At 61.6% G+C, this 17,957-nt stretch carries 20 protein-coding genes; 11 read left to right on the plus strand and 9 right to left on the minus strand.

What is annotated here, in order from left to right; translation table 11 throughout:
* Positions 1 to 68 precede the first annotated feature (68 nt).
* The 5 genes from ATE71_RS04865 to ATE71_RS04885 form a co-directional block, all read right to left on the minus strand.
* Positions 69 to 989, minus strand: coding sequence for a FecR family protein (locus ATE71_RS04865; protein WP_058802347.1), 921 nt, complete (start codon positions 987 to 989; stop codon positions 69 to 71).
* A complete protein-coding gene (locus ATE71_RS04870; RefSeq protein ID WP_058802348.1) occupies positions 986 to 1,564 on the minus strand; it encodes an RNA polymerase sigma factor in 579 nt (192 codons plus the stop codon). The genes ATE71_RS04865 and ATE71_RS04870 overlap by 4 nt, the downstream gene beginning before the upstream one ends.
* 300 nt (positions 1,565 to 1,864) lie before the next feature.
* Positions 1,865 to 2,677, minus strand: coding sequence for a TerC family protein (locus tag ATE71_RS04875; protein WP_058802349.1), 813 nt, complete (start codon positions 2,675 to 2,677; stop codon positions 1,865 to 1,867).
* 214 nt (positions 2,678 to 2,891) lie between these two features.
* A complete protein-coding gene (locus ATE71_RS04880) occupies positions 2,892 to 3,818 on the minus strand; it encodes a lipid kinase (RefSeq protein ID WP_058802350.1) in 927 nt (308 codons plus the stop codon).
* A 179-nt stretch (positions 3,819 to 3,997) separates the two neighbouring features.
* Positions 3,998 to 4,837 carry a cation transporter gene (locus ATE71_RS04885; protein ID WP_235587906.1) on the minus strand — a complete coding sequence of 280 codons (840 nt, stop codon included), beginning with the start codon at positions 4,835 to 4,837 and terminating at the stop codon, positions 3,998 to 4,000.
* 74 nt (positions 4,838 to 4,911) lie between these two features.
* Here ATE71_RS04885 and ATE71_RS04890 point away from each other — a divergent pair, with 74 nt between their 5' ends.
* The 3 genes from ATE71_RS04890 to ATE71_RS04900 all read left to right on the plus strand — a co-directional run bounded on the left by ATE71_RS04890 (position 4,912) and on the right by ATE71_RS04900 (position 6,956).
* The gene (locus ATE71_RS04890; protein WP_058802351.1) at positions 4,912 to 5,313 is read left to right on the plus strand and encodes a MerR family transcriptional regulator; all 402 of its coding nucleotides are present in this window, start codon (positions 4,912 to 4,914) and stop codon (positions 5,311 to 5,313) included.
* Positions 5,314 to 5,619: 306 nt separating this feature from the next.
* Positions 5,620 to 5,943 carry a DUF736 domain-containing protein gene (locus ATE71_RS04895; protein ID WP_058802352.1) on the plus strand — a complete coding sequence of 108 codons (324 nt, stop codon included), beginning with the start codon at positions 5,620 to 5,622 and terminating at the stop codon, positions 5,941 to 5,943.
* A gap of 83 nt (positions 5,944 to 6,026) precedes the next feature.
* Complete coding sequence (locus ATE71_RS04900; protein ID WP_058802353.1) at positions 6,027 to 6,956, plus strand: nucleotidyltransferase and HEPN domain-containing protein; 930 nt, start codon at positions 6,027 to 6,029, stop codon at positions 6,954 to 6,956.
* A 6-nt stretch (positions 6,957 to 6,962) separates the two neighbouring features.
* On the opposite strand, the gene ATE71_RS04905 is transcribed toward ATE71_RS04900, so the two are convergent.
* Positions 6,963 to 7,193 carry an EexN family lipoprotein gene (locus ATE71_RS04905; RefSeq protein ID WP_058802354.1) on the minus strand — a complete coding sequence of 77 codons (231 nt, stop codon included), beginning with the start codon at positions 7,191 to 7,193 and terminating at the stop codon, positions 6,963 to 6,965.
* A 209-nt stretch (positions 7,194 to 7,402) separates the two neighbouring features.
* On the opposite strand from ATE71_RS04905, the gene ATE71_RS04910 reads away from it, so the two are divergent.
* From ATE71_RS04910 to ATE71_RS04925, 4 genes are all read left to right on the plus strand, one after another.
* Entirely contained in the window at positions 7,403 to 8,479 is a 1,077-nt protein-coding gene (locus ATE71_RS04910) for a PIN domain-containing protein (RefSeq protein WP_058802355.1), read from the plus strand.
* 85 nt (positions 8,480 to 8,564) lie between these two features.
* Complete coding sequence (locus ATE71_RS04915) at positions 8,565 to 9,740, plus strand: MarR family transcriptional regulator (protein ID WP_235587907.1); 1,176 nt, start codon at positions 8,565 to 8,567, stop codon at positions 9,738 to 9,740.
* Positions 9,741 to 9,775: 35 nt separating this feature from the next.
* A complete protein-coding gene (locus tag ATE71_RS04920) occupies positions 9,776 to 10,648 on the plus strand; it encodes an antitoxin (protein WP_235587908.1) in 873 nt (290 codons plus the stop codon).
* 52 nt (positions 10,649 to 10,700) lie between these two features.
* On the plus strand, positions 10,701 to 11,417 hold the full coding sequence (locus tag ATE71_RS04925) for an SDR family NAD(P)-dependent oxidoreductase (RefSeq protein WP_058802357.1): 717 nt from the start codon (positions 10,701 to 10,703) through the stop codon (positions 11,415 to 11,417).
* 59 nt (positions 11,418 to 11,476) lie between these two features.
* Here ATE71_RS04925 and ATE71_RS04930 read toward each other — a convergent pair whose 3' ends face one another.
* On the minus strand, positions 11,477 to 14,149 hold the full coding sequence (locus ATE71_RS04930; RefSeq protein WP_082665083.1) for a TrlF family AAA-like ATPase: 2,673 nt from the start codon (positions 14,147 to 14,149) through the stop codon (positions 11,477 to 11,479).
* Positions 14,150 to 14,428: 279 nt separating this feature from the next.
* Between ATE71_RS04930 and ATE71_RS23015 the strand changes: the two genes are divergently transcribed.
* Positions 14,429 to 14,557, plus strand: coding sequence for a hypothetical protein (locus ATE71_RS23015; RefSeq protein WP_268801409.1), 129 nt, complete (start codon positions 14,429 to 14,431; stop codon positions 14,555 to 14,557).
* Between the two features lie 207 nt (positions 14,558 to 14,764).
* Here the strand turns inward: ATE71_RS23015 and ATE71_RS04935 are convergent, their stop codons facing one another.
* Positions 14,765 to 15,670: an endonuclease/exonuclease/phosphatase family protein gene (locus ATE71_RS04935; RefSeq protein ID WP_152998650.1), complete on the minus strand. Its 906-nt coding sequence runs from the start codon at positions 15,668 to 15,670 to the stop codon at positions 14,765 to 14,767.
* Between the two features lie 139 nt (positions 15,671 to 15,809).
* Here ATE71_RS04935 and ATE71_RS04940 point away from each other — a divergent pair, with 139 nt between their 5' ends.
* A complete protein-coding gene (locus ATE71_RS04940) occupies positions 15,810 to 16,085 on the plus strand; it encodes an HU family DNA-binding protein (RefSeq protein ID WP_037553418.1) in 276 nt (91 codons plus the stop codon).
* 249 nt (positions 16,086 to 16,334) lie between these two features.
* On the opposite strand, the gene ATE71_RS04945 is transcribed toward ATE71_RS04940, so the two are convergent.
* The gene (locus ATE71_RS04945; RefSeq protein WP_058802359.1) at positions 16,335 to 16,847 is read right to left on the minus strand and encodes an SOS response-associated peptidase family protein; all 513 of its coding nucleotides are present in this window, start codon (positions 16,845 to 16,847) and stop codon (positions 16,335 to 16,337) included.
* Positions 16,848 to 16,902: 55 nt separating this feature from the next.
* Between ATE71_RS04945 and ATE71_RS04950 the strand changes: the two genes are divergently transcribed.
* Both ATE71_RS04950 and ATE71_RS04955 read left to right on the plus strand, forming a co-directional pair.
* A complete protein-coding gene (locus ATE71_RS04950; RefSeq protein WP_058802360.1) occupies positions 16,903 to 17,520 on the plus strand; it encodes an SOS response-associated peptidase family protein in 618 nt (205 codons plus the stop codon).
* Entirely contained in the window at positions 17,517 to 17,954 is a 438-nt protein-coding gene (locus tag ATE71_RS04955; protein WP_058802361.1) for a DUF1810 domain-containing protein, read from the plus strand. The genes ATE71_RS04950 and ATE71_RS04955 overlap by 4 nt, the downstream gene beginning before the upstream one ends.
* The last annotated feature ends 3 nt before the right edge of the window (positions 17,955 to 17,957 follow it).

The raw sequence follows: 17,957 nt of genomic DNA on the forward strand, positions 1-17,957 counted from the left end.
GATTTTGGCCGTCTGAAGGGAAAAAATGACGGGTGCTCCGAATACCCTATGAGTTTTTATTGGGCATCCTACTCGGATTTCGCGCCCAGAATGGGTCCGTTCGCACCGAACTCGACCTTGAGATCGAGCGCGGCGCCGAGCTTCAGCGCAAGTTTCCGGGCGTCGGTCATGTCGAAGCGTCCCGTCACCTGCAGTGAGGCCAGCGCCGGATCGGCCAAGCTGATCTTGACGCCATTCTCGCGGCCAGCGCGGTCGAGGATCGCACCAAGCGAGAGATTGTCGGCCCACAGCGATTTGGCCGGGGCGTTCGCTTCCTCGCCCGTGATCGGCTGGGGTCCGGTCGACCTGACCTCGGCGCGTTCGCCGGGACGGAGGCGAAGTGCCTTTCCGCCCTCGAGGCGCCGCACCTCGACCGAGCCTTCGACCAGTGCGATGCGCGGGACATCCGCGCGGAGATCGACCTCGAAGATGGTGCCGAGCGCGCGCGTGACCGAATCTCCGGCCTCGACGAGGAAGGGACGCGACGCGTCGTGCGCGACTTCGAACCTGGCGCGGCCGTCATGCAGGACGACGCGGCGTTCGCCGTCCGAGAAGCGCGTCTCGATGCGGGCGCCGTCCATCAGCGTCACGCGCGTCCCGTCGGCGAGCCTGCTCTCGCCTTGCGCCGAATTGGTGGCGATGATCGGCCGATCGCTATCGCGACCGACAAGATACCAGGCGAACCCGACCGCGATCACCGCAGCGAGGATTGTGGCAAAAGCCCATCGCCGCCCGCCGGGTTCGCGCTCCCGGGCATCGGCCCGCACATCGGCCTCGATCCGGGACGGCGACATCGCCGCAGACCAGTTCCAATTGTCGCGCGCTTCACCATAGGCCTTGGCGTTGTCCGGCTTGGCCAGCCATTCGTCGAACGCCGCCCGGTGCTGGTCGGCATCGGGTCCCATCATTTTGTCGAGCCAGGCGGTGGCTTCGCTCTCGGCGCGGCTCACTGCTTACCCCGCGCGCGCTTGATGGCGGCAAGGGCTTTGGTCATGTGGCTTTCGACCGTCTTCACGCTGATTCCCTTGATTCGAGCGATCTCGGGATAGCGTAGGCCTTCGAAGCGATGCATCAGGAAAATCTCGCGCGTGAGCGGAGATAGCCTCGAAATGGCTCTTTCTGCCCGGCGCAGAACGTCGCGCGCCTCGAGCGCGGCGTGCGGGTCGCTCGCTCCCTCATGTTCATCGCTGAAACTGTCGTGCTGCGACCGGTGGCGGCGCCCGTCCGCGCGACCATACTCGGCCAGCAGCATGCGCGCGGATTTCACAAGATAGGCGCCCGGACCTTCGACAAGTGCCGCGAGGCCGCCGCGCGCGCTTGCGAAACGACTGAAAACTTCCTGCACGAGATCGCTGACATCCTGGTTCGGTGCGCGGGTCTTGAAGAAGCGTGTAATTTGCGGCCGGTGCTCGGCGTAGATCGCCTCGATGCGCGCCGACCGCCCGACCCGCTCCCAGTCCTCGGGCGGCAAGGGATCGCCGCCGGCAACACCCGGTCGCTCGCCGTCCTTGTCCTCGAAGTCCATACCTGCCGCCTTCCCGTTCGGGACGAAGGCGGCAAGCCGGGCGTTGAGAACTTGCTTAGCGAACAAGCGCCGCCGCCTTTAGCCCGAGGGCTTGGACATGCGCAGCGGCCACCCGGCAGGATGGAATAGGAAAACTAAGCTAAGCAGGTTCTCACGCCTGGCACCGTGCGCCTTGCCCGATGCACTTCAAAGCATAGCCTTGCCGCAGCGGCATGCAAGCCGACTGCACCGAGATAGATCCAGATCGAGTCTATTCTCCGGAAACGACGGCAGAACAACTTCGGTGCTGCCGGGCGTCGACTATTTCGTTTCGGCGGTTTCGCCCGAGGCTTTTGCAAGCGCGACCCGCTCACGCCGGCGCCGCGCCCAAATATTGAGCCCTTCTACCCCGGCCGAAAACGCCATGGCGGTGTAGATATAGCCTTTGGGCACCTTTGCTCCGAAGCCGTCAGCGATCAGCACGACACCGATCATCAGCAGGAAACCGAGCGCCAGCATCACGACGGTCGGGTTGTCGCGGATGAAGTTGGCCAGCGGGTCGGCCGCGAGCAGCATGACGAGGACCGCCGAAACCACCGCGATCACCATGATCGGCAGATGTTCGGTCATGCCCACGGCGGTCAGGATCGAGTCGACCGAAAAGACCAGATCGAGCAGCAGGATCTGGACGATCGCCGATCCGAACGTCAGCGCCTTCTTGCCCGCGCTGAAGACATCGTCGTTCGGGTTGGGATCGACATTATGGTGGATTTCCGAGGTCGCCTTCCAGATCAGGAAAAGGCCGCCCGCGATCAAGATGATGTCGCGCCAGGAAAAGGCGGTCTCGAAGCTTGGCTTGCCATAGGCATCCGGCGCGCCCTGCAAACCGAAATCGACGACGATCGCCGTCAGCCCGACGAGCCAAGCAATCACCGAAAGCAGGGCGAGGCGCATGACCAAGGCCAGCGAGATGCCGATGCGCCTTGCTCTCTGTCGCTGGGCTTGGGGCAATTTGTTGGAGATAATCGAGATGAAAATGAGGTTGTCGATGCCGAGGACGATTTCCATCACCACAAGCGTCAACAGTGCCGCCCAGACTGCGGGATCCTGAAACAGGGTGACCAAGCCTTCCATGTCGAACGCCCTTCCTCAGCGATGCTGCCACAGAACCGGTCGCGCGAAGGTGCAGATCGATGGGAACGCAGACAATTGCACCGAGCGTCGCTCGATGCGGTCCGACATCACGGCCGTCGCTGTACGACCGTCAGAGGGGCCCGGCCCGCGCTTCGCGATTTACGGCAAAACCGTCCTTCTCACAAGGGCTTCGCGGCGGATCGCCGATCCTCGCTCAATGATGATAGAGTGGGAATTGCCGCGCATTGACGGGGCATTCGCACGGGGCCAGGACCGATATCGCTCTCGGTAGCACCCGGAAATGCGCCGGCGTCGCGGTGACGATCTCACCGTCGGTGTTCACCGGCATCGGCCGCCGCGTCTCGATATCGAACTCGACGCATTTGGCGGTGCGCACTTCCTTCCACGCCCCATGCGTGCCGGAGCGGAAGGCGCGAAGCATGAGGGCGAGCTTCCATAGGTTTTTGACCTCGAGACTATAAAGATCGAGCGTGCCGTCATCGATCGCGGCATTCTCCTCGACGACATTGCCTCCGCCATAGAGGCGTCCGTTACCGATCGCGACCTGATAGGTGCTGACGGTCCTCGACTCGCCCTTCTCGCGGATCCTCGCCCGGAACCGCTGGGCGGCCAGGATGACCCGCAGCGCGGCGACGGCATAGCCGAGGCGGCCGAACCTTTTCTTGATCGCCGGGTCGAGCTTCTGCGCAAGTTCGCTGCTGATCCCGATGCTCGCGACATTGAAGAAGGCATGGCCATTGACCGTGCCGACATCGATCCGCCGGCTGTGGCCCTCGACAATGACGTCGGCCGCCGCTGCGAAGTCGAGCGGGATCGACAGGGTGCGCGCCAGGTCATTCGCGGTTCCGGCGGGAATGATTCCCAGCGGCAGGCCGCTTTCGATCACCGCGGGCGCAGCAGATGAGATCGAACCGTCGCCGCCGCACACGACGATGATATCGGCGGTCTGATGCAGGCGTGTCACGTCGCGTGCGATTTCGGGGAGGCTCTCGAACGGTTCGACCGTCACCAGAAGGCCGCCGGCAGCGAGGCGCTCGCGAACGGGAACGAGCGCCTGCTCGCCTTGCCGCGCCTTGGCATTATGCAGCACGAGGGCGCGCGTTCCTTTGGGCCACGTCATCTGCTGATCCCTGTGTGGAGGAAAAATCATGCCATCGCCGCGCGCTTTAAAAGGCGGCGCGCCGATGGCCGCGGCTTATACGTCGACGCTTGTACACCGGGAAGGGGTTGCGGCTAGGCGGGACCGCTGAAGTTCCTGCCGACGAGCTTCGGAGCGGCTCGGACGACAGCGACCGGCGCTCAGTCGAGGGTCGCCACTACCGTCGGTCGCGAGGCGCGAAATTGCGGCCATGCCTGGCTGAGAACGCGGATTGCCGATCGGAAGAAAAGGATGGCAATGATGCTTCCGACCAGAATGTCGGGCCATCCCGACCCCGTCAGATAGACGCCTGCGGCCGCCACGATCACGCCGGTGTTGGCGATGACGTCGTTGCGCGAGCATTCGAACGTGCTCGACATGTTCACGTCGCGGTTACGGTGCTGATAGAGCAGCGCGAGACAGGTGAGATTTGCTGCCAGCGCGATGAAGCCGAAAATGCCCATCGTTCCGGCCGTCGGGACGATGTTGCCGGTGAGTTTGAGAACAACCTCGATCGCCACCCAGATGCCGAAAGCTGCGATGATCCCGCCCTTGAACAATGCGGCCCCGGCGCGCCAGCGAAGGCTCCGTTCCAGGGCATAAAGGCTGAGAATATAGACGAGCGCATCGCCCAGCATGTCGACCGAGTCAGCCATCAGCGCGGTCGAACGGGCGAAGACGCCCGCGGTGAACTCGGCGAAGAACATCACAAGGTTGATGACGAGCACGATCTGCAGGACGCGGCGGACGTCCGCATAGGCGCCAAGCGCCGCGATCTCGTCTTCCTTTGCCGAGCAGCAATCATCCCCGGCGAAATGGCGCGGCGCTTCGACGGCAGGCGCGTCGGACGCGGAAGCCTTCGCAGCCGTGCTGGAACAACCCGAGGCAGGTGCGCAGCAGCTGTCGATCACCGGCGGATTCGGGGCCGTCTCGCCGCAGCATCCGCTCTTTTCGGTGACAGGTTTCGAGACGGCATCGCCGTCGCCGCAGCATTTATCCATGATCGCGTTCCGTAATTGGCAAGTGGCTCGCGCAGGCCTATACGACCTATAGCAACTATAGGTTCAAGCACTTTATGCAGGAAAGTTTCTCGATCGGCGATTTGGGCCGGCTTACCGGCTGCCAGGTGGTGACCATCCGATATTACGAGAAGATTGGCATATTGGCCGAGCCGGGGCGCAGTAGCGGTGGGCACCGAATCTATGGGCCAGAGCATCGCGACCGGCTCACCTTCGTGCGCAAGGCGCGCGAGCTGGGATTCTCTCTCGACACCGTGCGCAGCCTGTTGTCGTTGTCGGAGACGCCCGAAGGCACACCCTGCGCCGATGTCGATCGCATCGCCTCGCGGCATCTTGTCGAAGTGCGCGAGAAGATCGCTGCCCTGAAGTCGCTTGAGGGAACGCTCGAAGGACTGCTCGATATTTGCAGCCACACGACCGTCGAGCAATGCCGGGTCCTCGACGCGCTGCGGGACTGAGGCGAAGCCTCTTCCCGATTGTCGTGAGGCGTTCTTCCTGGGCCTTGCGCGCTATCCTCCGCTAACTCGGCCAACCTGTCTCGAGGCCAGCTTACGCTACCCACCGTCCTTCGCTGAATGTCCTGCGCGTCCGTGACCATCCTGAGGCGCTCCGCCAAACTGGACGGCGGCGGCTGCCGCGCAAGCGGGCCTTCGTCCCGCTCCGCCGCTTCGCTTCGGCCCTGCGGGTGCGCGACTGCCTTGTGCCGCCGTCCTTCCCGGCTTCACGCCCGGGATGGTCTCGGGTCGATCAGCAGGAGACAGGACATGGCGAGCATCGGCATCGTCAGCGGCAGCATCGAAAAAGGGTTCGTGGGCCAGCTCATCACGCTGTCGATCAAGGCACCGATCGATATACGCCCCAACCGCGGCAAGGCGAGCGATGTGCAGCCCGACTATCGCGTCTGGTCCGATGGCGTCGAGATCGGCGCCGGCTGGATCCGCGTCGCCGAGCAATCCGGACGTCCCTATGTGTCGCTCTCGCTCGCGACCCCCGAGTTCGGGCCGCGGCGCATCTACGCCAATCTCGGGCGGGCCGCGGGGCAGGATCGCGACGACGTTTTCGCGATCATCTGGACACCCGCCGACTGAGCGGCGGCCATCTTGCGGCATCCTTGCGCATCGGAACAATCTTCCGGGTGCAAGGGTGCCGCCACCTTGTTAGGGTGACCCCAATGCAGAGCAGCCTCGACCATCTTCCCCCGCACAAGCAGCGCGAGATCGAGCGCGTCGTCGAAATCATCTTCGAGGAGTTCGAGGATGCGCTGGCGCTCGCGACGCAGGACTGGAAGCGCAAGGGCCGGATTTCCAAGATCATCCTCTATGGCAGCTATGCGCGCGGTGGCTGGGTCGACGAGCCGCACACGGCCAAGGGCTACCAGTCGGACTATGATCTGCTGATCATCGTCAACGACAAGAGGCTGACCGATCGGGCGGACTATTGGTCGAAGCTCGACGACCGGCTCATTCGCGAACTGTCGGTGACCAAGCGGCTCCGCACGCCGGTGAATTTCATCGTTCACAGCCTCGACGAGGTGAATTCCGGACTTACGCAGGGGCGCTATTTCTTCATCGACGTCGCTCGTGACGGGATCGCGCTGTACGAGGCCGATGGCCGGGAACTCGCCGAGCCCAAGCCGATGACGCCGCATGCCGCGCTTGAGATGGCGCGCGAGTATTTTGACGAGTGGCATTCAACAGCGGGGCACTTCGCTGGATCAGCGGCACACGCCATCGAGCAGGGCTGGTTGAAGAAGGCTGCATTTGATTTTCATCAGGCGGCCGAGCGTCTCTACAATTGCGTCTTGCTGGTCTGCACGTCGTATTCGCCGCACATCCACAACCTAGCATTTCTACGTGGTCAAGCGGAGCGGATCGACGACCGATTATTTGAGGCTTGGCCACGCGAGGCGAAAGCCGACCGATCGCGCTTCGAGAAGCTGAAGGAAGCGTATATCAAGGCACGTTATTCGAAACATTATGCGATCACCGCCGACGAACTGGAATGGCTCGGCGCGCGGGTTCAGCATCTCGCCGATATCGTCGAGACTATTTGCCGTGACCGCATCGCTGAGCTTGAGGCAACTGCGCGTCAGGCAGGTTGAGACTCGCTACTTTTTCCCGCGGAACCGCTCGAATTTGGCCTTTCCCTCGGCAGTCTCGACCGCGACATTGGCATTGCTGCATTCATCGCCGCGCATGTCGCCCGCCGTGCAGCTTTGGACGACGTCGCGTGCCTCATCGAGATTGGCCTCGAAATATTGAACGCTGCGTGGCTCCGGCGGAGCACATGCTGTCAGGATCGTCAGGCTGGCGATCGCCAGCATCTTGAAAATGATCATCGTCACCTCCGACGATCAACTCTAGCGTCGGCGGCCCGGTCCATGCAGTGGCGATTTGAGATTTAGAACCAAATTGAGGCTAGTTCTCCGTCCATCGGCCTCTGTGAGCCAGTTTTGCGCCATTCTTTGCTCTCTCTCAAGCGTCGCATTGGGCGGCGAGGCCCAAGGGAACGATTGAGGAAATCCGTCGCAAAAGCTAGTTTGCAACGATGAGCGAACCACCAACACCGCGCGGACAGCGCCTCGTCACGCCATATGCCTTCATCGATACTGAGGCTTTTCGTGCAGCGGGTCTCGACTGGCAATCGCGAACTTGGTCCAGCCTTATCGATCTAGCGTCGAAGAGCACGCTCGAGCCGATCACCACTTCAATCACCACTCGGGAGGTTGAAGCGAGACTTTCGGAAGCGCTGGCGGAGGCGGAAGCAGCAGCGAAGAAGCACGACGCGATTTTTGGCCAGCTTGGACAAAGCGGTCCTTTTGGCGATACCGATCCAGCCGATCGGAAGGCACTGCTTCATGCGCGCTTTCGAGAATTCCTAGCGACAGCAAAATTTACCGAAATCCCCCTTGTTGCCGATCACAAAGCGATTTTTGACGATTATTTTGCTGGTGCTGCGCCCTTTGGTGAGGGCAAAAAAAAGAGCGAGTTTCCGGACGCCTTTGTGCTGTCGAGCCTCCTCGCCTGGATCCGGCCCGGTCGACCCAGAATATATGTGGTTGGCAAGGATCCGGACCTGGTGAAATTCTGCGAGGGACGGGGCGATCTGATCCAATTGGACTCCGTTGCCCAGCTTCTCTCGCTGGCTCTGGCGTCAGCCCAGTTGCTGAAGCGTCTTGAAGCGCATGTTCGTGGAGACGCGTCCCTGCGCGAAAGGCTGAGGGCACGCCTTAACTCCTATCGTCCGCGCCGTGTCGATATCGAGGTTGAAGATGTCGAGTTCTTCGATCTTGAGATTTCGAGCGTGTTTCTCGTCGACGAGTCCGAGGAGGGACAGGATTTTGTCCTTGAGGTCGAAGTCTTGGCGGAGGTCGAAGCCGACGTTCGTGAGACGGGTCATGAGTATGTCATCTCGCGGCGGGGAGAGCCTGATTTGGATATTCGGACTTACCATGCTCGTCCAACTTCCAGCGCGGTTATTTATGTTGAGGTGCTGGTGTCCGAGGACGATAGTGGCGAAGAGCCAGCCTTGGTGACGACCGATTGGGCTATCACATCGGGCGATATCGAGATCAAATTGCCATCTCAGTTCAGCAGGCGTGAAATCACCCTCGAGGCGCGGTGACGCCAAAATCCTTCGTTGATGCCACCGGAACGTTGCCAGTTTCGACGCTTTCCAGATTTCAGATGAAATTTTTTCCATTTTTTTAATGCAAATTTTCTGCGCAGCAAATATCAAGGTTTTTCCGAATATTCACTTTTATCGTGATTTTTGCTGGGCACAAAATATGGCCGAATTTGAAAATTCCGAGCGCGAATTGCTCGATGCACTTTTGGAGGCGCTTCTGGCGCTTCCGCAAGCGCATGCGCAGATCGAGCAATCTGAAGTCAAAATCGGGCCTCGCGGCGAAGCCGACGCGCTGATCGGTGCATTTATCAACCGCCAACCGCTGCTCTTGCTCGTCGAAATCAAGGCGCAGCTCTTTCCTCGCGATGTGCGCGAAGCAATCTGGCAGCTTCGGAATAATCAGGCCCATCTCAGCAATTCCGGGGACGACCGGGAAATCATTCCCTTTTTTGTCGCCCGTGCGATCTCGCCGGGCGCTCGCGAAATCTTTCGGGAAGAACGCGTCGGATATTTCGACCTCGGAGGCTCGCTTTATATTCCGGGCAAAAAGGCATTTATATTTCTCGATAAACCGGCTCCGAAAAAAGGGACGAAGAAATTCGATTCCATTTTTCAGGGGCAAAAGGCGCGCGCACTCCAGGAAATTTATGAGAGGCGGCAGGACTGGCTGGGCGTGAAGGATCTCGCCGATGCGAGCGGCGTTTCGCCGGCTACGGCTTCCGAGACCCTCACGGAGCTCGAACGGCGCGAGTGGGTCGATGTGCAGGGCGCGGGGCCGTCGAAACAGCGTCGACTGCGCGCCGCACGGCCCCTTCTCGAAGCCTGGACCAGCTATGCGAGCGATCAGAAGGCACCGACGGTGCGGCGCTACTATGTTCCGAAAGGGAGTGACGCACTGGAGCTGGCGCTGCGCCTTGATCAGGCGTGCGACGAGGCGACGGCCGCCTATGCGGTCACCGGCGAAGTCGCCGCTCAAATCTATGCCCCCTATCTTTCTTCCATCTCGCAGCTTCGTTGCCGGATCGAGCCTGGGCAGAAGCTGATCGAGGCGCTGCTCAATCTCGACGCGCGGCCCGTGGCGGAGGGGTGGAATCTCGGCATCATCGAGGCGAAGAGCCGGCGCGATGTCGCGGTCGGCCAACGGATCGACGGCGTCTGCTATGCGCCGCCGCTGCAGGTCTATCTCGACCTGCTCCAGGCGTCCGGCCGTTCCCGTGAAATGGCGATGCATCTTCGTAGCGAATGTCTGGATAAATAATGCCCAAACCACAGACGATCAGCGGCTATGAGGACATGGTCACCGACGCGTGCGAGCGCGTGCTGGTTACGCTCCTGCGCGGGCTCGGACCATGGAAGGATTCGGTCTTTCTCGTCGGCGGTCTCGCGCCGCGCTATCTCGTGACCGCCCGGCCGCCGAAGGTTCCGAAACATGCGGGTACGGGTGACGTCGATATCGTCGTCGATGTGGGTATTCTCACGACGACCGAAGCCTACAGCACGCTCGAAGACAATCTGAAGGCGATGAACTTCGAGCGCGCCGAGAATGACAAGGGCGCGAAGCAATCCTGGCGATGGCGAGCCGAGATCGAGGACGGCACTACGATGATCCTCGAGTTTCTGGCGGACTCGCCGGAACTTGGAGGCGGCAAGGTCAAGGAACTGCCTTCGGACGGAAATGTCTCGGCGTTGAACATCCCCCACGCTTCCATGGTGTTCGACCATCACGGGACCGTCGAAATCACGGCGGACCTGCTGAACGGTAAGGGCCGTGCCACCGAGGTCGTGCGCTACGCTGATATCGTCACCTTCACCTGTCTCAAGGCCTTTGCTTTCGATCAGAGGTTCGAGCGCAAGGATGCGCACGACCTGATCTACTGCATCGAGAATCTGGAAGGTGGCGTCGGCGCGGCGCAATCCGCATTCGCGGCTGCACTGACCGGTCCGCATGCCGAGGCGATACGCGAGGCTCTTACTCGCTTGGCGGCTCGCTTCCGCGATCCCAATCCCGACGAGAGCTATTTGCGCGACGGGCCCGTCGCCGTGGCAAGTTTCGAAGACGACGAAGCCGATGTCTCGGCCGACCCCGATCTGCTGAACGCCCGGGTCTTGCGGCAGCGACATGCCGCGGAAATTATGGCCGACTTCCTCAGGGCATTCGAAATCTGATGACGAAGGCTGTGATCGCAGTCATGTTCCGGTGCATTCCAGGAGCTTGACTGTGAACAGAGCGATCATAGTCGGCGCGAGTTCGGGGATCGGCCGAGAGCTGGCGATGCTGCTCTCGCGTCATGGCTACTCGGTTGGCGTCACCGGTCGGCGCCGCGACCTGCTCGCCGATCTCGCTGGCAATTCTTCCGGTTCGATAATCTACGAGGCTTTCGACGTGGCCGACACGAACGCGATGCATCGCGGGCTCGCCGCCCTGATCGAGCGGCTTGGCGGGCTCGACTTGCTGGTGATCGGTGCCGGGGTCGGCCACATAAATGCCGATCTTGGCTGGGCGGCGGAACGCGAGACGATCGCGGTGAACGTGGAGGGGTTCGCGGCCGCGGCCAATATCGGCATGCAGCACTTCCTCGCTCAAGGCACGGGGCACCTGGTTGCCATTTCGTCGATCGCGGGACTACGCGGCGGCGTCGACGCGCCTGCCTACAATGCTTCCAAGGCCTTCGTCTCCAACTATATGGAGGGGCTACGCAAGAACATGGCACGCCGGGGCTTGCCGATCGCAACGACCGACGTGAGGCCCGGCTTCGTCGACACCGCGATGGCGAAGGGCGACGGGCTCTTCTGGGTTGCGTCGCCTGAAAAGGCGGCGAAGCAGATCTACGGCGCCATTCGCGCCCGCAAATCTCATGCCTATGTCACCAAACGCTGGCGGCTCGTCGCGGCCCTGATGAAATTTCTGCCGAACCCGATCTACGACCGCCTCTAGCCGATCGCGCCTCCGGTCAGGGCATCTGCATGAGGGCGCTGACCTATCGAGACTGTTAACTAAACGACTCCGTAGATTGTGGCACGCCGCTTGAACGCCTCCGCCGATCCTTCGAGAATATCGCAAGCAAATTGACGGGTGTCGGGATGATCGATCGAGCCACTCGATACGATACGCCCATTGTCATCCTGCGCCTTCAGCACGATGATTTGTTCCGCATCCCCCAGCACAGCGATATTCGCATTATGGGTTACGATGATCACCTGGCGACGCTCTTTCGCGCGACGTAGGACAGGAACAAGGGTTTGATAAATGAACTCGCTGTCGAGATGATCTTCGGGCTGGTCGATGATGAGTGGCCGGTTCGATTCCGCCGAAAGCATGAGGGCAAGCAAGACGGATTGTTTCTGACCTAGGCTAAGCCGGCTGAAATCCCGTATCATCGGCTGCGGCCTGCCGACCATGGATTTGGCGACGATCAACTGCGGCTTGTCGCTGACTTCGACTGCCTGAAGCTTGTACATAACCTCGGGCGGCGACAGGTTATCGATGATGGATTGGGCATCGGCGTCGGAGAAGACCGTTGATCCGTCCTTCTCCTTCACGCCCTTGATTGTTGCCTTGTCCTTCTTCAGCACGGCTTGCACCAATACAGGCAATGACAGAGTTTCGATCAGCAACTCCGCCCTCGGTACGCGCGAGGTTCTCCAGCTCATCGCCTCACTGATGACGGAGCTGCCCGACGGTGAATAAGCGCTGTGAAGAAACTTCAGCGACACGCTGAGGTCGGTCAGGACCGCCTTGAGAGTGGTGCTCGCCTTGACGCCATACGCGCTTCGCTTGGTTGCAATCCGTTGTCGGATTTCCCAGCGCTTCTTCACGAGCTCGGCACGTTCCTTTCGTGCTCGGTCGAGGGCGGGCTCCCAAGTTTTCAGTTTCCGTAGGCGCTCGGTCAACTTGGCCTCGTCAGTGGACAGGCTATTGATGAAGACGATGTCGAGGCGGACCCCGCTTTGCTCGAGCGCTTCGCGTTTCTGATCGATTTCGGCCTTGGCCGCGGCTTCCTTGACGCGCCATGCGGCCAATTCGCGTTCCATAACTGTGCCGAGTGCTTTGGCTGCGTCTTGAAGATCTGTTTCCGCGGCAACGACCTTCGATTTGAAAGCCGACGCTTGAGTTGCGATGGCTTGATACTCGTCGCCGCCAATGGTGAGGTCGGCAGGATCGACAGATGTCTCGATACTCTCGATACACTCCCGCAGCGCCTCGTTGGAGGTAAGTCCGAGAAGCTCATCCAGATCACGGCGAAGCGATGAGCGAACCTCCTTCTCCTTTTCAAGCTTTCGGATGAGGGCGATTACCTCTTTGCCCTTTTGTGCTTCGAGCGCGGCCAGTTGGGACTTCTTATATTTAAGATCGCGGTCCACGCCCGGAATGAGAGCGACATATTCCGTAGCCTTTTTGAGCTCGGCTTCGGAATCGAGAAGTGCCTGCCGAACTTCCCTTTCTTCCTTGAGGTCGGCCGAAACTCCGATGAAACGATCGAGGAAGCTCAGCAATCCCGCAGGGTCGGCAGTGGCATTCTGGCTGATCGTCGCAGCCTCGCTCTGCGCATAACATTCGACCGCGAAATGGGGCAGCAATGCCTCCGGATCATCGGGATCCTCGACGTTGGAATCGCGGCGTCGCTGCATCCTTATCGTCTGCCCCGACTGGTCATTGACCACGAGATCTATGAGGTCAGGCCAAACCTCAGAGTCCACCACATCGCCAGCACCGGAATGACCCGTCAGACAACGAATTGCTTCGAAGGTCGTCGACTTACCGGTGCCGCGCCCCCCGATGATGCAGTTGAGGTTCGGGCTGAAATGCACGCCTTGATCGCTGAGGAAGCCGCCGTGCATGGCCAATGCCCGCACCATGGGAATCCGTGCCGGAACATCTTCCTCAATGCGCACACGGGCATCGCTGTCTTGCAGCGCCAGCCGCAAAGCATCGAAATTGACCTCCTGCATCTTGTACCGGGTGACCTTGCGGTCGCCGGCGGCGTTTCGTCCCAACGCATTGAGCGTATGCGAGTCCGAATTGAGTAGCCGCGCCAGAAATTGCGACTTTCCAAGGCCGAGGGCATCTATCCGTTGGCGGCCAAGGGTCTTTCTATCGCCATCGGGGTCGAGGTCCGAATAGGAGATTTCGCTGTCGGCACGCTTCAGTTCGATTCCGAGAAGGGCTGCATGGCAAATTATGTCTTTCTTGTGGGGCGGGTTGCCCGGAATTTCCGTTTCGAGGCCCTTCCCACCATCAACATGTGCGAGGATCGCAAATCCACCGCCTTGTTTCACAAGATCAAGAATATCCACGACGCCATTCGAGCACCGCGAGTTCGCAGTATTTCGATCGGCAAGAGAAAGCTTCGCATGAAAGCGCGTCAGCGCGTCCAATGTAGCAAAATAACAAAGCAGGTGGCCATGAGGCGTCGACAACTCGACGGCGGGAACGACGAGCAGGCCGGTTCCTTTCGCAGCTTCAATCGCTGGCCCGACACCTCCGATTTCGTTGTGATCGGCAATCGCGATAATGTCCAAGCCCTCCGACCTCGCGGTCGCGACAATTGCTTCCGGGGTAGCGGTCGCGTCGCTGACATCATGGGAGCCCGCGATGCTATGAATATGAAGATCGCCACGGAAGAACCGGGCGCCGTTGTCCAGGGCCAGAGCCTGAGTTATATCCATTATGCCCTCCCGACGCCTTTTTAGGCTTTCTAACCTTTTAGTTCAGCACGAACGTTCCGCGGCTAGGTTCATAAAGGCAATGACCGAGAGGCACCACTCAAGTTCAAAAGCTTTTTGCTCCACATCGGCTCGCTCTTTCGTGGGGAAGGCCATTGATCGCGTCGGACAACTTCGCCGCGCACATTGACCAGTTTCTTGAGTTTCCAGAGGTTCGGTCACGACGACGGAACTATCGGCCCGAGGCGCCGTTGCTCTCCTTGTCCCGGCAAGGAAATCATCATGGCAAGCGCACCGCCCGACCCGCATCCCGATTCTCCGCCGACCGGCCCCGAGCAAGTTCCGGAGCAGGTTCCCCTTCCTGATGACGACGGCCGGGAAAGTGTCGAGGATGTACCCGAAGCGGAATGATTGGCGGGCATAGCGCGTCGCCTGCGGCATAGCGGCGCGCCGATTCAGCGAGCAGAAATGGTAAGCCCCGCTACATCTCTGCAGCGGGGCTTCCCTAGATTGCATCCGAAGATGCCATCAAATTCTGCCATTCTTTCGTCTGGACAGGTAAGTGAAACGTGCCGGGAACGCGATGGTTCCGTGGCCTTCTTCGAGGCCCCGATTTTTCTATCGCCGCAGCGTGACCGCGATCGGGCAGTGGTCCGAATAATGCTTCTCGCCGGGCGCATAGAGCGTCTCGCTGAACCCCGTCCGGTCAGCGGCGGCGCGCCGGTCGAGCACGATATGATCGATGAAACTGTCATAACGCGGATCGCACGCCGGCGGCTGGCCCGCGTCGGCGAGCGTCAGATCGGCGTTGGCCGGATCGCCATCGTCGATTTCAGTCCAGATCGCGTCGCCGGGAAGCGCGAGCCGGCGATTCCAGTCGCCCAGCACCGCGAAGCGCTCGGGCCCGGCGGCGGCCGCGTCGATCCAGGCTTCGAGCGCCGGAATCTGGTCCTGGAATATAGGGCAGGCCTTCGCCTCGCTCCCGGAGAAGCAGCCCGACTTGAGGTGGATGCCGAGAAGGCGGATCGGTGTGCGGCCCTCGGGGCGGAGTGTGATGTCGACGCCCGAGCGAAGCTGTTCGTTGCCGCGCATCAGCGACGTCACATCGGCATGGCGATCGAACGCGATATCTTTGCGGACCGCGAACCCGACCGCCTGGCGGATCACCGTCTGCGACGGGAACTTGCCGCCGCAGGTGCCGCCCGGCGAGCCCTTCCGCGCTTCCATGATCACGACATATTTGGCGGGATCGAAGACCCGCGCCGCGGCGGTCTCATTCTCGGCCTCCTGAAAGGCGATCACATCGGCGTCGAGGTCGTCGACGATGCGGCGCATCGCGGCATAATCGCTGTCATCCCTGGGGTTGCAGCCCTCGCCGTTGCGCTCGGCGAGAAATTCGAGGTTCCAGCTCGCAAGCTTGAGCGGTTTCGATGGAACAGGCAGGTTTGCGGGTGCGGAGGTCGCGGGCGAGCAGGCAGCAGCCAGCAGGAGCAGGGCGGATGCGATGAGGCGGTGGGGAAGCATCCGCCGCTACTGCCGCAGGCCGCCACCGAGTGCAACTCGCCGTGCCGCGCCTTGGCGCGGCGCAGATGGCGCCGATCCGTCCGCGGCGCTATAGCGCCCGCCCGGCCGGGATCCTTCCGGCCGCTCAAGGAGATGATTTATGAACCACGCCGAACTGTCGGACAGCGTCGCAACCGCACTTGGTCTGAGCAAGGCCGATGCGAAGAAGGCTGTCGATGCCGTTTTCGCCGCGATCACCGACGCCGCCGCCAAGGGCGACGAAGTCTCGGTCAACGGCTTCGGCAAGTTCAAGGTCAAGGAATCGGCCGCGCGTGAAGGCCGCAATCCCTCGACCGGCGAAACCATCCAGATTGCGGCTTCGAAGAAGCTGACCTTCGGCGCCGCGAAGGCCGTCAAGGATCGTCTGAACGGCTGAGCCGGTACGTCCCGCCGGCGTGCCCGGCGGGACGGCCGCGCGGCGGCATGTCGGGCGCGGCATCTGATGAGCGCGCTCTGGCCTCGCAGGCTCGGCCAGGGGTCGCACTTTTGTTTTGGCCGCGCGGCACACTCGGCTCGCTATCCTTGCGGGGCGGCGGCTAGGCACGGGCGCGCATCGCACGCCGCCCCGCTGCGGGCTCGCCAAGAGTGAGGTTGTTCGGGCCCTTCGGGCCGGCGACATCATGATCTAGAGCGGAAGCTCCGCCTGTTTGCGCAAAGGCTCAACGAACAGCGTGTGACGCGGTGGTTCCTCGAACAGCAGCTCGTTCGGCACGCTGCCGTCGAGCCAATGGTTCGCGTCGCGCCGCTGGATGATCACGCCGTGGCGCGACTGATAAGGAATGACATCGGCGCCTGCCGGGATGGTGAGGATGCGGTAGGACAGCGGCCAATCGGCAAGTGGCGGGTCCCACACTGCGGCGAGATAGAAGAAATTGCCGCTGTCGAGCGTTACCCGGTAGCGGTGATCGCCGGTTCCCATGCGGAACTCGGACGCCGGGATCAGGCAGCGGCGCGCCGGGAAGGCGCGGCCCTCGGCGCGCACAAAACGATAATTGATCCCGTCGTTGAACCGCGGGTCGGAACCCCAAACCGCTTTGACCATTTCGATCTCGGTCATATTGTCGGGATTGCGCCGGACGAGCGCTTGCACGCCTCCGCTCGGGGCGTCGGGATCGAAAGGGGTTGGCGCGATACCCATATGTGGAACATAATGGGAACGATGTTGAGTCGCAAGGGCGAGGGGACCGACGCGCATGTGCAATGATTATCGGCTCGAAATAGACATCGCGTCGATCGCCGAGGACTTCGACAACCTCCAGATCAAGATCGACATGCCCGAGGGCGCACCGAACGTGCCGGCGCGCGAGGATGTCCGCATCACCGATACCGCGCCGATCGTGAAGAGCAGCGACGGCGCCACCGCCGGATCGCTCGTCAACCGGCGCTGGAGCTGGCCCGGACAGGGCGGCAAACCGGTCTATAATGTGCGCTCGGAGCGCCGCGATCTCGGCATGCAGCGATGCCTCGTCCTCTGCGACGGTTTCTATGAGTTCACCGATCCCACCGACCCCGCGCAAAGGCGGCTCGACAAGTGGCTGTTCACGCTGAAGGATCATCGCTGGTTCTGCATGGCCGGTGTGTGGCGCGACAGCCATGTCGGCGAAGCCTTCAGCCTCCTGACCATGGACGCCGGTCCCGACATCGCACCCTATCACCATCGCCAGATCATTCCGCTCGCGCGTGATCAATGGGCCGCCTGGCTCGATCCGCGCGTTCCGGCCGAGGACATATTGAAATGGCTTCCCGAGGGCAGCCTCGAGGTGACGCAGGTATATGGCAAGCCGCCCGCGCAAGGCGCTCTTGCCTTATGACGAACGAAGAGGGGCTCGACCTGTTCGTGACGGCGCAGGAGCAAATCTATGCGCGCGCGCTCGGCGAGATTCGCCGCGGCAAGAAGTGCTCGCACTGGATGTGGTTCATATTCCCGCAGCTGGCAGGCCTTGGCCGAAGCGCGACGTCGAAGCTCTACGGTCTCGCGGGAGCCGATGAGGCGCGGGCCTATCTGGCCCATCCGCTTCTCGGCGCGCGCTATGCCGAATGCGTCGAGGCGATCCAGGACCTGCCCGCAAGCGACCCGGTGGCGGTCTTCGGCGAGGTCGACGCCGTCAAGCTGCGTTCGTCGCTCACGTTGTTCGAGGCCGTGAGCCGGCGGCCGCTCCTCTCCGCCGCGCTCATCCGCTGGTTCGGCGGCGAGCGCGATGAGCGCATCCTCGGCCTGCTCAGCCGCGACGACAGCATGCCGTGACGT

This window comes from Sphingopyxis sp. H115 (genome assembly GCF_001468465.1).
GTDB lineage: Bacteria > Pseudomonadota > Alphaproteobacteria > Sphingomonadales > Sphingomonadaceae > Sphingopyxis.